Origin of the sequence: Lactobacillus sp. S2-2, assembly GCF_021698855.1 — a bacterium.
Lineage (GTDB): Bacteria > Bacillota > Bacilli > Lactobacillales > Lactobacillaceae > Fructilactobacillus.
Genome location: NZ_WWFA01000001.1, coordinates 229945 through 243608 on the forward strand (window position 1 = coordinate 229945; position 13664 = coordinate 243608).

Here is a 13664-nt window from a genome sequence, read left to right on the forward strand (position 1 = left end):
TGCTTTTAATTATTTCTTAATCATATGCTTATGGAAGTAGTATACAGGAATACCTACTAATGTTGCAACGATTCCAGTAAATGCTAATCCAGTTTGAGTAAATAATGTGGTAATTAGAATGAAAGCACCACCTAGTAAAGCAATTATCGGAATAACTGGATACCATGGTACTAGATAAGGTCTTTTTAATTCAGGTTCTCTTTTACGTAATATGAATAATGCGATAAATAATAGCATATTAAAAATCCACATAACAAAAACTAACATATCAGTTAAAATATCAAAATCTCCCATGAAAATCATGATTAATGCGACTGCAAAAATAAAAATACCTGATATATATGGAGCTGAAGTTTTTTTAGAAATTTTAGCGAAATATTTACTGAACGGTAAAGTATCATCTTTTGCAAGTGAATATGGAATTCTAATTCCAGTTAGTGTATATCCATTAATTGCTCCATAAACAGAGATTAAAATACCAATTGTAACTAATTTACCACCAAGACCACCAAAAAGAATTGAAGCTACTTGGAAAGCAGTATTTTCATTTCCAGCAATTTGATTTAATGGTAAGTTTTTTAAGAACACAAAATTAATTAATGTATAAATAATCATAATAAATGATAAACCTAGAATGATTGCTTTAGGTAAATCTTTTTTTGGATTTTTCATTTCACCAGCAATACTACCAATATTAATCCAACCATCATAAGCAAACATAGTGGAAAGTAACCCTCCAGAAAAAGCTGTGATTAGATTAGAGTTTGGTCCAGAAACTTCAGGAATAAATGAAACATGGACATCTCCTGGAATAATTAATCCAGCAATAACGATAATAAAAATTGGAATTAATTTAAAAATTAAAGTTATAGATTGAACAGATCCAGCAAATTTTGAGCCCATTAGATTAATCGCAGTAATACTAAGGGCACATATAATTGCAATAGGAATAATCATTGTTACTGATAAGTGAAATAAATTAGTGATTTGAGTGGCAAATACGATTGATAAAGCAGCCATATTGGCAGGAAAGTAAACAATCATTTCAGCCCAACCTAATAAAAATCCGGTTAATGGGCCATATGTGTATCTAAGATATTGAACTGTTCCACCAGTTTTAGGAATTGCAGCAGCTAATTCAGAAACAGTTAGTCCTCCACAAATGGTTAATAAACCACCTAAAATCCATGCAATTAGTGTTAAAGAAGTAGAATGAGTATAAGAAACTACACTTGCAGTTTTAAAGAATACTCCTCCTCCAATTACAGTTCCCATTACTGTAGATAAAGCAGCAGTAATTCCGATATTTTGCTTTAATTGTTTTTCTGGCAACGTTACATCTCCTTTTTAAATGAATTTGATTTTTTAGACTTAAAGATTATAACACCTGTAATTTTTAAAGTCATTAAAAAAAAGACTAATTATTAATCAATCTTTTTGGATTTATCTTATTCTTGAATGTTTTCTTTGAAATGCAGCTATTTGATCATATTCTGTCATTAATTGTCTACTCAATCTAATATAGATTGAGGATAACTCACGATAAACATCAACGTTTTCTTTTATTGGAGTATAAGTATTATTAGAATGAACAAAATTTTTGACATCTGATAATTCATTAATCATTCCTAGGCTGTACATACCTAAAGTTGCAGCACCTAAAGCAGTACCTTCAACACTATCCGGAATGGTTACATTTTGTTCAAAAATATCAGAAAGCATTTGTCTTGTAAGATTTGAATTAACAAAACCACCAGTTGCTTGAATTTTGATTGGTGTACCTAAAACTTCTTCTAGAGCAAGTGATACAGTGTAAAGATTAAAAACAATTCCTTCTAAAGCTGCTCTAATCATATGAGCTCTAGTATGCATTTGATTAAGACCAAAGTATGAACCTCTTGCATTAGAGTCCCAAATTGGAGCTCTTTCACCACCTAGAAATGGATGGAATAATAATCCATCAGATCCAGCAGGTACTTTTGATGCAATTGTTGTTAATAAAGAATATGGATTTATATGCATTTGTTCAGCAGTAACTTTTTCTGGTAAGCATAGTTGATCTCGAATCCACTTAAAAATAATTCCACCATTATTTACAGGACCACCAATAACCCACATATCTTTTGCAAGATAATAACAAAATACACGTCCCTTAGGATCAATTCTAGGCTTTTTTGATACCATTCTAACGGCACCTGAAGTTCCAATAGTAATAGCAAGAACTCCTGGTTCAATCGCATTAACACCTAAATTAGCAAGAGGACCGTCTGAAGCTCCAATAATAAAAGGTGTTTTTGGATTTATTCCAATAACCTTTGCGTATTCTTTTTTTAATCCCTTTAATTTGTAAGTTGTATCAACTAATTCTGGTAAATTTTCTTTTTTTAATCCAGTTAAAGCTAAAGCATCTTTATCCCAATCTAAGTTAAAAATATTAAAAAGACCAGTTGCATTTGCGATTGAATAGTCAACTTTTAAAACACCAAAAAGTTTATTAATAATATATTCTTTAATACCAATAAAGTATTTAGTTTCTTTATAAAGTTCTGACTTTTCATTTTTTAACCATATTATTTTACTTAGAGGGGTCATAGCATGAATAGGTGTTCCGGTATTTTTATATAATTTAAGACCTAAATCACTCTGTTTTAATTGTTCTGCATATTTAGCTGAACGATTATCTGCCCAAGTAATTGCTCTGGTTAACGCTTTTTTATTTTTATCTAATAAAATCAAACTATGCATTGCGCATGAAAATGAAACTCCTTTTAAAGAATTAGCTGCAATTTTTGATTTTCGCATTACTGTATTAATTCCATTAGTTACTGCAGAAAATATATCATCTGGGTCTTCTTCGGCCATGTCTGGAGTATCTTGATATAGTGGATAACCAAGATTTGCACTTTCGATAATTTTTCCATTGTTGTCATATAAAATAGTTTTTACACTTGTAGTACCAATATCTACTCCAATAATATAAGCCATTTAAAGAATTCCTTTCATATTTATATTTAATAAATTAATTATAACAAATATAATTTGAATTTCTTGATTAAGGGCTTATACATACTAAAATCAAATTGGAAAAAATGGTAAAATAAAGATTATCAAATTATATTGAGATGATAATGAATGAATAGAAAACAATTATATGAAGAAAAAAGAAACAAAAAGCATCGTCATAATAAAATGATGTTATTAACATTATTTCTGATTTGTTTGGTAGTATTTTTGATATTTCATTTTCATAATAATCAAAAAAATACCTTTATAAATAAGTATCCAATTCATGGAGTATTGATTGATCAAAATAATGGTTATTTGGATTTTAATGCTTTAGCTAAAACTAATCAAAAAATGATTTATATTAGATCTACTCAAGGAGCTTCTTATTCGGATGATAATTTTGATAATAATTATCAAAGAGGTCTTGGATCTGGATTACCTATTGGTATTTATCATATTTTTGGATTTTCTAGTAAAGTAAATAAGCAATTTGAAAATATTAAAAGAACAGTAAATAATGATACGGGTGATTTACCAATAATGATTAAAATTCAATACTATAATTCATATTCAAGACATAATATTAATTTAGAGAAACAAAAATCACGAATAAAAAAATTAATTAATCAATTACATGGTTATTATAATAAAAAAATAATTTTATCGACTGATTATAAATCTTGGAAACAATTAAATTTTAAAATTAAGTATCTTGATTTTTCTAATAATTCAAAAACAGAAGGAAATTCAGTAGGAAAATTTATTGAATCTGATACTCCAGTAAAGATAAAGGTTAGTAACCAAGATGAAGTTTTTGATGGAATTGGTTTTTCAGGAGATAGAAAAAAATGGATTAAGTATTTACAAAAATTAAGAAATGAGGATTAATCTAATGATTAAAGTAGGAACCATTGGGACTAGTTGGATAACAGATTTAATGATCAGTGCAATGAAAAGTAATGATGATTATGAAATTACAGCAGTATACTCAAGAAATAAATCTAAAGATTATGCTTTAAAACATACTGTTAAAAATTATTATGATGATTTGAATTTATTTTTTAAGAGTAACGTCTTTGATACTGTTTACATTGCATCACCAAATTCATTACATTTTGAACAAGTTAAATTGGCAATTAAAAATAATAAAAATATAATAGTTGAAAAACCAGCTTTTAGTAATCCAGAAGAGTTTTTTGAAATTGAAAAATTATTAAAAGAAAAACCAAATATTTTGTTATTTGAAGCTACTCGTAATACACATACTAAAAATTTTAAACAAATTAAAAAAATAGTAGATAAAAATGAAATTACTAGTGCTAATTTTATTTTTGCAAATTATTCTAGTCGATATGATCAATTAAAAAAAGGGATGTTACCTAATGTTTTTAATCCAAAATTTAATGGAGGAGCACTTCAAGATATGGGAGTTTATCCAGTTTCTACTGCAGTTTCGTTGTTTGGTAAACCAACAAAGGTTAAGTTATACTCCAAATTCTTAACAACTGGTGTTGATGGTGAAGGAACTGCTATTTTACAGTATCCCAAATTTAAAGTAATGCTATTTTTTAGTAAGATATCAACAAGTTATCAATTATCAGAAATTTATTTATTAAATCGTACAGTTACAATCAATAATGTTGGTGATTTTAATGTAACTGATATAAGAAATAAAGATTTAATCACTAATAAATTAGATACTTCTTCAGAAAATGTTATGGATGGTGAAATTTCAGATTTTGCTAGAATAATAAAAAATCCAAAAGAAAATATGATAGAGTATCAAAATTTAATGAATAATAGTCGAATCACAAATCAAGTTATTAATGATCTTTATAAATCGATTAATAAGAAGTAAGAGGGAATAAGATGATTGAACAATTTAAAGAAAAATTTCAAAAGCAAGGATATCAAAATTTAACGCCTATTCAAGAGGCTGTGTATAAACTAATGGTTGATGGTAATGATATTATAGGTTTATCACCTACAGGATCTGGTAAAACAGTTGCATTTACTTTACCTGTTGTTAGTAATTTGACTGCTGGTGATGGTATACAAGCCATGGTGATTGAGCCTTCTCAAGAATTAGCTATGCAGACCACAAATGTTATGAGAGATTGGGCAAAAGATTTTGATTTAAAAGTACTATCTTTAATTGGTGGAGCTAATGTAAAGCGTCAACATGAACAGTTAAAGAAGAGACCAGAAATTGTGATAGGAACTCCAGGAAGAATTATGAGTCTGATTAATGAAAAAAGGCTCAAAACAAATTTAATAAAACAAGTTGTTGTTGATGAAGCTGATGATTTATTACAAGAGGGTTCTTTGGTTAAAGTTCAAGAAATAGTGACTTCTTTTGAAAATGATTTTCAAATTAGTTATTTTTCAGCTACTGAAACTGATGTTTTGCATAATGTAGATAAATATTTTGGTCGTTCAGCTGAAATTATTGATGTTAGAAATATTGATAAAACAAGAGGAAATGTTAAACATGGACTTTTTGAAATATCTCGCGGAAAAAGAAATGAAATGTTGAAAAGATTTTTAAATATTCCAAATTTTCGTGCACTCGTTTTTGTTAATCAAAATAATTCGGTGCAAAAGGTTTTCAATTACTTTAAACACTTAAATCTTAATAGTGTAAAAATGTTATCAGCTGATCAAAATAAAATTGATCGTAAAAAAGCACTTGATGATTTTAGAATGGGTAGAATAAAATTATTAATTACAACTGATGTAGCCGCAAGAGGATTAGATATTGAAAAATTACCAGTTGTAATTAATTTTGATTTACCAGATAATGCAAATAATTATATTCATCGAGTAGGAAGAACAGGAAGAATGGGCGAACCTGGATTAGTAATTAATTTTGGTGATGACCATGATTTGAGAGACTTAAAAAAGATGTTAAAAGATTCAGAATATAATTTAACGAAGATTTTTTATTATAATCAAGCAATTGTTGATGAAGTTGAGGAAACAAATGATAATAATGCAGAAAAGCATCGTAGTAAATCTGTAAAGAAAAGTCGCTTGAAAGATAATGATTTCAAAGTTAAAAAAGAAGATATTACAAAAAACAATCCAGTTAAGAAAAAGAAAAATAGAAAAAGAAATCAAAAAAATAAAGGTAAACGTAAAAACAATTAAATAGTCTTTACTTGATCTGTAATTCATGAGAAACTTGTAATTGCAGAATGGCCTTATAGCACAACAGGATAGGGCAACCGCCTCCTAAGCGGTCGATCTCAGTTCGAGTCTGAGTAAGGTCATTAAAAAAAGTGTTGTTGATTATTAAATCAGCAACACTTTTATTTTTAATGCAGGAGGAAATTTGTTTTGAATATATTGATAGGATTATTACCCGCTATTGGGTGGGGATTTTTGCCTATATTCACAGGGGTTTTCGGTGGCAAACCAATTAATCAATTATTTGGTACATCGGTAGGTGGATTTATTGTTGCTTTATTAATATATTTGTACAGTCAACCACAGATTGATTTACGAATTATTATTTTATGTTTAATTTCAGGAATGTTATGGTCATTTGGACAAATAACTCAATATATGGCTTTTAAAGAAATCGGTGTTTCAACATCAATGCCAATTTCTACTGGACTCCAATTAATTGGTAATTCCCTAATTGGAGTTGCCGTATTTGGAGAATGGAAAACTGCTATAACTATAACACTTGGCTTTTTTGCATTATTTTTAATTATAATTGGTATTATTTTAACTACTTTTACAGAAAAAAATGTTGGTGCAACTAAAAAGAATATGACTAAAGGAATCCTTTATTTAGTTGTTGGTAATTTTGGTTATATGGGTTATTCATTTTTTCCAAGATGGGGACAAATTGATGGATGGTCAGCAATTTTTCCACAAACAGTAGGGATGGTTTTGATGACTTTTGTTTTCGTGGGGATTTCGATGGTTAAAGAACAAACTAATCCACTTAAAGAACGTTCTTCTTATACAAATTTAATTACTGGATTATTATTTGGACTAGCAGTTTTCTTTTATTTGATTTCTATTAAATTAAATGGAATTGCTAATGGATTTACTCTTTCACAAATGTGTGTTGTTATTTCAACGACTTTAGGTATTTTTATATTAAAGGAATCAAAAACAAAAGAAGAAATGATTTTTACATTTAGTGGTTTGTTTGTTGTTATTATTGGTGGATTAATAATTAGTGTCCTTTAAGAAAATTAATTCATTATTTTGGTATTAATTTTTTTATTGGTACAAATAAGTGGATAATTTTAGATTAAAGTAATAGTCTATAATTACAATATGTTAAGGGGGAAGTTATTATGAGTAATGAAGCAAGTTATTATTACGAAGCAAAAGAAGCAGTAACTGATTTTGCAGACAAAGCCCATGGAAAAGCAAAGGAAGTCAAAGAAAAAACTAAAGAGACTGTAGATAAGGCTAAAGACAAAGCCGAAGATGTTAAAGAAAATAAAAAAGATTAGTTAATAAAAAAGCTTTTAAATCCTTAGATTTTAAAAGCTTTTTTATTTTGATTCTTCAATTATAAATTGAGGTCTTTGTTTAGTTTCGAGATATATTTTACCGATGTATTTACCAACAATTCCTAAACAGAATAATTGAATTCCACCCATAAATAAAATAATTGAAACTAATGATGGCCATCCAGAAACAGATCCACCAAAGAAAAGGGCTCTAAAAACTACAAAAATAATACCAATTGTTGCTAAAAAGCAAGAAAAAATTCCAACGAAAGTGGATATCTTAAGTGGAATATCTGAAAAATCAATAATACCTTCAATTGAGTAGTCAATTAATTGGGACATTGTCCAATGTGTTTCTCCAGCAGCTCTTTCTGCACCAGGGAATTCAATATATTTGGTTTTGAAACCAACCCAAGAAAAGATACCTTTTGAAAAACGATTATATTCTTTTAGACTAAGAACTGCATCAACGTACTTTCTAGACATTAAACGATAATCTCTCACATTTTGTTGAAGCTTTACTTCAGATAGTTTATCGATTACTTTATAAAATGATCCGGATAGAAAAGCTCTGATTTTTCCTTGTTTTCTACTACTTTGATAACATCCAACACATTCGTAATCTTCTTCTGTAATGTATTTAAGCATTTTAGGTAATAACTCAGGTGGATCTTGCAAATCTACATCCATAATTGCAACAAATTTTCCTGATGCTTTTTGTAATCCTGCAGCCATAGCGGGTTCTTTACCAAAATTTCTTGAAAAGGAAATAAAATGAGCATGTTCTGGATCATTATTATTTAATGTTTTTAAAATTTTTAGAGTATCGTCTGATGAACCATCATTAACAAATAAATATTCAGGTTGGTAATTTAATCCATTTTTATTCATTTCTTCAAATGTTTTTTGCATTGCATCATAGTATATTTTGATCGATTCTTGTTCGTTGTAACATGGAACTACTAAACTTATTTTATCCAAAGTTATGACTCCTTTTGTTTTTAAATTTATCAATTATGTATTTAAATAACATTAACATTTTATCACTAATACAGTTTATTAACATCGGAAATTACCTTTAAATTTGATATACTTGTTAATAGTTAAATTAATCGGAGGTACATTATGACTAAAAAAATAAAAATAATGACCGTATTTGGAACAAGACCAGAAGCAATTAAAATGGCTCCAATTATTTTGGAAATGAAAAAAAGAAATCAAGAATTTGAACCAATTACTGTTGTAACAGGACAACATAAAGAAATGTTAGATCAAGTTTTGGAGATTTTTTCAATAACTCCAGATTTTAATCTAAATATTATGAAGGATGCACAAACTTTAAGTGATATTACTACAAATGTAATTACTAAATTAGATAATGTAATCGAAGAAACAAAACCAGATGTAATTTTAGTTCATGGAGACACAACATCAACTTTTGCTGCATCTGTATCAGCATTTTATCATAAAGTTATGTTAGGGCATGTTGAAGCAGGTTTAAGGACATTTAATAAATATTCTCCATATCCCGAAGAAATGAATCGTCAGTTAACTGATGTTTTAGCTGATTTATATTTTGCACCAACTAAATTAAGTGAAGAAAATTTGGTCAAAGAAAATCATAAAAAAGAAAACATTGTAATTACAGGAAATACTGCAATTGATGCACTGAATGAAACAATTTCAAGAAATTATCATCATTCAGTTTTGCAAGATATAGACTCAAATCATCGTATTATATTATTAACTATGCATCGAAGAGAAAATCAGGGTGATCCAATGATTGAAACTTTTAATGCAATTAAAAATGTTTTAAATAATCATAATGATGTAGATGTTGTATATCCAGTTCATTTAAGTCCTGTAGTACAAAAAGCTGCACATGAAATTTTTGATGAGGTAAAAAGAGTTCATTTAATTGATCCATTAGATGTTTTGGATTTTCATAATATGGCTTCTAGAAGTTACTTTATAATGACGGATTCAGGTGGGGTGCAAGAAGAGGCACCCTCACTTGAAAAGCCAGTATTAGTTTTAAGAGAATCAACAGAAAGACCTGAAGGCGTTGATGCAGGAACATTAAAGCTTGTAGGAACTGATCAAAAAAATGTTGAACAAGAAATGAATCTTTTATTGGATAATACTGACATTTATAACAAAATGGCTAAGGCTAAAAATCCATATGGTGATGGGAAGGCAGCTAAATATATTTTAGATGAAATTGCTAACCGCTTTAATGGTGATAAATAAATGAAAGCCAAAATTGTTAGATTATTTAAAATAATAAAAAAGCATTATCAAATGGGAAACATTAGTGATTCATCTGCAGTCTTAGTTTATTATATTTTGTTATCTTCATTTCCAATGTTAATGCTTGTTGGAAATATATTTAAAATTGTTAGTAAAAATTCAGATAATTTATTATATTATGTAAAATTATTAATGCCTAGTTCAATTTATGATGTTATTTCACCATTAATTCAAACGGCTTTTAGTAGTTCAAACGGTGGAATATCAATTGGATTAATTGTAGTTATTTGGTCTTCTAGTCGCGCGGTTGCAGCTTTTCAACGAGCAGTAAATCGAACTTATGGGTTTGAAGGGAATCAAAGCGCAATTATAAATAGATTATTTTCCTTTTTGTTTTTGTTAGTTTTATTAACTTCTTTAGTATTAGTCGTATTTTTAATAAGTATTAGTCAATTTATATTTGGTTATTTTTATAATATTTTAAATTTATCTAATGATTACATGGTTATTTTTCGTGCTTTAAAACTACCTACAACTTTAATAGTTTTATTTATAATATTGACGGCAATTTATTATTTTGTTCCAAGTTATAAAATTAAATTAAGATATGTTTGGGTTGGTTCATTAACTTCTGTATTAGGATTTACGTTACTATCCAATGGATTTTCTATTTATGTAAAATATTTTTTCCATAGTATTAATGCTTATAAAACTTTAGGAATCTTTGTTTTAGTAATGTTTTGGTTATATTTAATTGGAATGACTTTATTATTCGGTGCAGTTATGAATGCAAGTATTCAAGAATACAAAACAGGTAATCTTGAAAATAATATAACTGGTACAGAAGTTAAAGATTTGCTTAGTAAGTACAAAAAAAGATAATCATAATTTTATGATTATCTTTTTGTAGTTAATGCTTTTGCTAAATTGGCAGTCATTTCATCTAGTTTTTCGATGTCTTCTTGATCAGGTTCTAAATTAATTTTAATTTCATTTGAACCTTTGATTGCACCAGCCTTTTTGAGAGCATTTGAAAAATCATCAACTGCAGTATTATAAAATTCTTCGTAAAAAACATCTCCTGATCCAGCAACTCCATATATTTGAGAAGACAAATCTAATTCTTGCATATCATTATAAAAATCTTCACCTTCTTCAGGTAGATGGCCCTCATTATAAGTATAAATACAAAAAACGATGATATCGGCATCTAATAATTCTTCTGGTTCGGTTTGTGATATTTCCGACTGGATGACTTCTAATCCCTGGTCCTCAAGACCTTCAGTGACAATATCTGCCACATCTTCGTTATTTCCGGTTATTGTCGCAAATACAACGTGAGCTTTAGACATAGTTACAACTCCTATTTGATTGATGTTAATAATATGTAAGTTTATCAGATTTATAAAGGAATGTTAATTAAATGTTTCGAAAGGAATAATAATAAATGGATAAAAAAATGATTGTAACTAAAATTACTACACAAAAAAGAAAAGGTCGTTTTAATGTATATGTGAATAATAGTTATGCATTTCCAGTTAGTGAAGATGTTATGCTGAAATTTCATATTTATAAAGATATGGAATTAGACGAAAAAATGATTAGTGATATTAAAGATGCCGATGATTTTTCAAAGTTATATAATTATGCTGTTAATTTTTTATCTTATCAATTAAGAACGGAAAAAGAAATTTCTGATAAATTAAAAGTGGAAACAGATAATCAAGAAAAAATAGACATGGTTATCGATCGATTAAAAGAATTAAATTTATTGAGTGATAAAAATTATGCAGAAAGTTATGTGCGCAGTATAAAAAATGAAGGTAATAAAGGTCCAAAATCAATTTATCAAAATTTAAATAAAAAAGGAATTGAGAATCAAGTTATTGAAGATGCCATTAATAATTTTTATACAGAAGATGATATTCATGCTAACGCTTCTCAACAAGCATACAAAATTTATCAAAAAAATCAAAGATACCCTTACAATAAGAAAATTGAGAAAATTAAAACTACTTTAATGCAGAAGGGTTATGAATTTGATATTATTAATCAAGTTATTGAGGAATCTGATTTTGAAAGAAATCAAAGCAATGAACAAGATTTAATTGAAAAAGAAGGAACAAAAATTTTTAATAAATATCGTAAATTTGGTTATAATGAAAGAGTTATGAAATCAAAACAAGCATTAATAAGAAAAGGTTTTTCATTTGATGATATTAATTTATTTATTAATGAAATAAAAAACAAGGAGTTTGACTAATGAATAATTTTAAAAAATCAAAACCATTATTATGGTTAATTGAAATTTTAATTGCAGTATCAATTATTTTTATTTGTACTAAATTAGGTTTTATATTTAAGCCAGTAGGTATTTTTATATCTACAATTTTTATTCCATTATTAATTGCTGGATTTTTGTATTATATGTTAAATCCAATTGTTAAATTATTTATGAAAATTAAAATTACTAAAGAAAAATACATAAATCGTACTGGTGCAACAACAATTGTGTTTTTATTAGCATTATTATTAATAATTTATTTAACTGCAAGTGTTGTTCCACATTTGATTAATCAAATAGCAAATCTAGTATCTAATTTCCCTAAATTTGCTCGTGAAGAACAAGAACAGTTAACAACATTGACACAACATGGTATTTTTAAAAAAATTGATTGGACTCCTTTCGTTAGTCGAATTCAGGAATCAACGACTGGATATATTAAGAATAATTTAGTTGGATTAACAAACAGTTTAGGAAATGTTATTTCTATGGCAACTAGTGTAATCATAATTATGATTACTGTGCCAGTGATTTTATTTTACATGTTGAAGGATGGGGAAAGATTATTACCAACTATTGAAAAAGTTTTTCCAGCAACTTCAGAAAAAAGAAGAGAACAAACAGCCGATTTATTAACAAAAATGAATGAAACTTTATCAAAATATATTGGTGGACAAGTTATAGAGTGTTTATTTGTTGGTACATTTACTTCCTTAGGATATTTTCTTGTCGGACAAAAATATGCTTTATTATTAGGTGTTTTTGCAGGTATTTGTAATATTATTCCATATGTGGGACCATATTTTGGAATAATTCCTGCATTATTAGTTGCTTTTTCAAGTAATATTACACAAGTTATTTGGGTAATTGTTATTGTAATTATTGTGCAACAAATAGATGGAAATTTTGTTTATCCAAATGTAATTGGTAAATCTCTAAAAATTCATCCATTAACAATTATTATTATTTTGTTGGCAGCTGGTAATATTGCTGGATTGTTAGGAATGATATTGGCAATTCCATTTTATGCTGTTGTTAAAGTGGTGATTGGATATTGTTATAATATTTGGAAAATTCAACAAGAACAAAGAGATTAAAAAATAGATAATAAAAAAGTATAGAATTTCAATAATATTGACGATATGTAGATTTATGCTACTATTTATATATGTATTATATGAGATAAAGAGCGGGAGAAATTATGACAAAAGTAATTACTTATGGAACCTTTGACTTGCTTCATAAAGGTCATATTAGATTGTTAAAAAGAGCGAAAGAGTTAGGTGATCAACTTATTGTTGGTTTATCAACTGATGAATTTAATGCTGTTAAAGGAAAAAAAGCTTATAATTCGTTTGAAGATCGAAAATATATTTTAGATGCAATTGAATGTGTTGATGAAGTAATTCCTGAAAATGATTGGAATCAAAAAACAACAGATGTATCTGACCATGATATTGATATCTTTGTTATGGGTGATGATTGGGAAGGTCAATTTGATTTTCTAAAAGATCAATGTAAAGTTGTTTATTTACCTCGAACAGAAGGCATTTCAACATCTAAGATTAAAAAAGACTTAGGCTTCAGTTCAGAAGATGATTGGAAAATAGAAAATAAATAAGAAAATATCCCCAGTTTTAACTAGG

General features: G+C 27.7%; 14 protein-coding genes and 1 tRNA gene. 11 read left to right on the forward strand and 4 right to left on the reverse strand.

Annotated features, from left to right (window positions below; all coding sequences use genetic code 11):
* Positions 1–9 precede the first annotated feature (9 nt).
* Both GSH19_RS01270 and gntK read right to left on the reverse strand, forming a co-directional pair.
* Positions 10–1332 (reverse strand): APC family permease, encoded by a 1323-nt coding sequence (locus GSH19_RS01270; protein WP_237026097.1) that lies wholly within the window; start codon positions 1330–1332, stop codon positions 10–12.
* A 111-nt stretch (positions 1333–1443) separates the two neighbouring features.
* Positions 1444–2985: a gluconokinase gene (gene gntK / locus GSH19_RS01275; protein ID WP_237026098.1), complete on the reverse strand. Its 1542-nt coding sequence runs from the start codon at positions 2983–2985 to the stop codon at positions 1444–1446.
* A gap of 147 nt (positions 2986–3132) precedes the next feature.
* Between gntK and GSH19_RS01280 the strand changes: the two genes are divergently transcribed.
* The 6 genes from GSH19_RS01280 (at position 3133) to GSH19_RS01305 (ending at position 7484) form a co-directional block, all read left to right on the forward strand.
* Positions 3133–3894 (forward strand): GH25 family lysozyme, encoded by a 762-nt coding sequence (locus GSH19_RS01280; RefSeq protein ID WP_237026099.1) that lies wholly within the window; start codon positions 3133–3135, stop codon positions 3892–3894.
* Positions 3895–3898: 4 nt separating this feature from the next.
* Complete coding sequence (locus tag GSH19_RS01285; protein WP_237026100.1) at positions 3899–4864, forward strand: Gfo/Idh/MocA family protein; 966 nt, start codon at positions 3899–3901, stop codon at positions 4862–4864.
* 11 nt (positions 4865–4875) lie between these two features.
* Positions 4876–6156: a DEAD/DEAH box helicase gene (locus tag GSH19_RS01290; protein ID WP_237026101.1), complete on the forward strand. Its 1281-nt coding sequence runs from the start codon at positions 4876–4878 to the stop codon at positions 6154–6156.
* Between the two features lie 49 nt (positions 6157–6205).
* Positions 6206–6278: transfer RNA gene (locus GSH19_RS01295), tRNA-Arg, on the forward strand.
* 67 nt (positions 6279–6345) lie between these two features.
* Complete coding sequence (locus GSH19_RS01300) at positions 6346–7212, forward strand: GRP family sugar transporter (RefSeq protein WP_237026102.1); 867 nt, start codon at positions 6346–6348, stop codon at positions 7210–7212.
* 110 nt (positions 7213–7322) lie between these two features.
* Positions 7323–7484, forward strand: a complete 162-nt coding sequence (locus tag GSH19_RS01305; RefSeq protein WP_237026103.1) for a hypothetical protein — start codon at positions 7323–7325, stop codon at positions 7482–7484.
* 42 nt (positions 7485–7526) lie between these two features.
* On the opposite strand, the gene GSH19_RS01310 is transcribed toward GSH19_RS01305, so the two are convergent.
* Positions 7527–8465, reverse strand: a complete 939-nt coding sequence (locus GSH19_RS01310; protein ID WP_237026104.1) for a glycosyltransferase family 2 protein — start codon at positions 8463–8465, stop codon at positions 7527–7529.
* 144 nt (positions 8466–8609) lie between these two features.
* Here GSH19_RS01310 and wecB point away from each other — a divergent pair, with 144 nt between their 5' ends.
* Both wecB and GSH19_RS01320 read left to right on the forward strand, forming a co-directional pair.
* Positions 8610–9734 carry a non-hydrolyzing UDP-N-acetylglucosamine 2-epimerase gene (gene wecB, locus GSH19_RS01315; protein ID WP_237026105.1) on the forward strand — a complete coding sequence of 375 codons (1125 nt, stop codon included), beginning with the start codon at positions 8610–8612 and terminating at the stop codon, positions 9732–9734.
* The gene (locus tag GSH19_RS01320) at positions 9735–10616 is read left to right on the forward strand and encodes a YihY/virulence factor BrkB family protein (RefSeq protein WP_237026106.1); all 882 of its coding nucleotides are present in this window, start codon (positions 9735–9737) and stop codon (positions 10614–10616) included.
* 14 nt (positions 10617–10630) lie between these two features.
* Here GSH19_RS01320 and GSH19_RS01325 read toward each other — a convergent pair whose 3' ends face one another.
* On the reverse strand, positions 10631–11086 hold the full coding sequence (locus GSH19_RS01325; protein WP_237026107.1) for a flavodoxin: 456 nt from the start codon (positions 11084–11086) through the stop codon (positions 10631–10633).
* 95 nt (positions 11087–11181) lie between these two features.
* Here GSH19_RS01325 and recX point away from each other — a divergent pair, with 95 nt between their 5' ends.
* The 3 genes from recX (at position 11182) to tagD (ending at position 13639) form a co-directional block, all read left to right on the forward strand.
* Positions 11182–11997: a recombination regulator RecX gene (recX, locus tag GSH19_RS01330; RefSeq protein ID WP_237026108.1), complete on the forward strand. Its 816-nt coding sequence runs from the start codon at positions 11182–11184 to the stop codon at positions 11995–11997.
* Complete coding sequence (locus GSH19_RS01335) at positions 11997–13115, forward strand: AI-2E family transporter (protein ID WP_237026109.1); 1119 nt, start codon at positions 11997–11999, stop codon at positions 13113–13115. Before recX ends, GSH19_RS01335 begins: the two co-directional genes overlap by 1 nt.
* A gap of 104 nt (positions 13116–13219) precedes the next feature.
* A complete protein-coding gene (gene tagD, locus GSH19_RS01340) occupies positions 13220–13639 on the forward strand; it encodes a glycerol-3-phosphate cytidylyltransferase (protein WP_237026110.1) in 420 nt (139 codons plus the stop codon).
* Positions 13640–13664 lie beyond the last annotated feature (25 nt).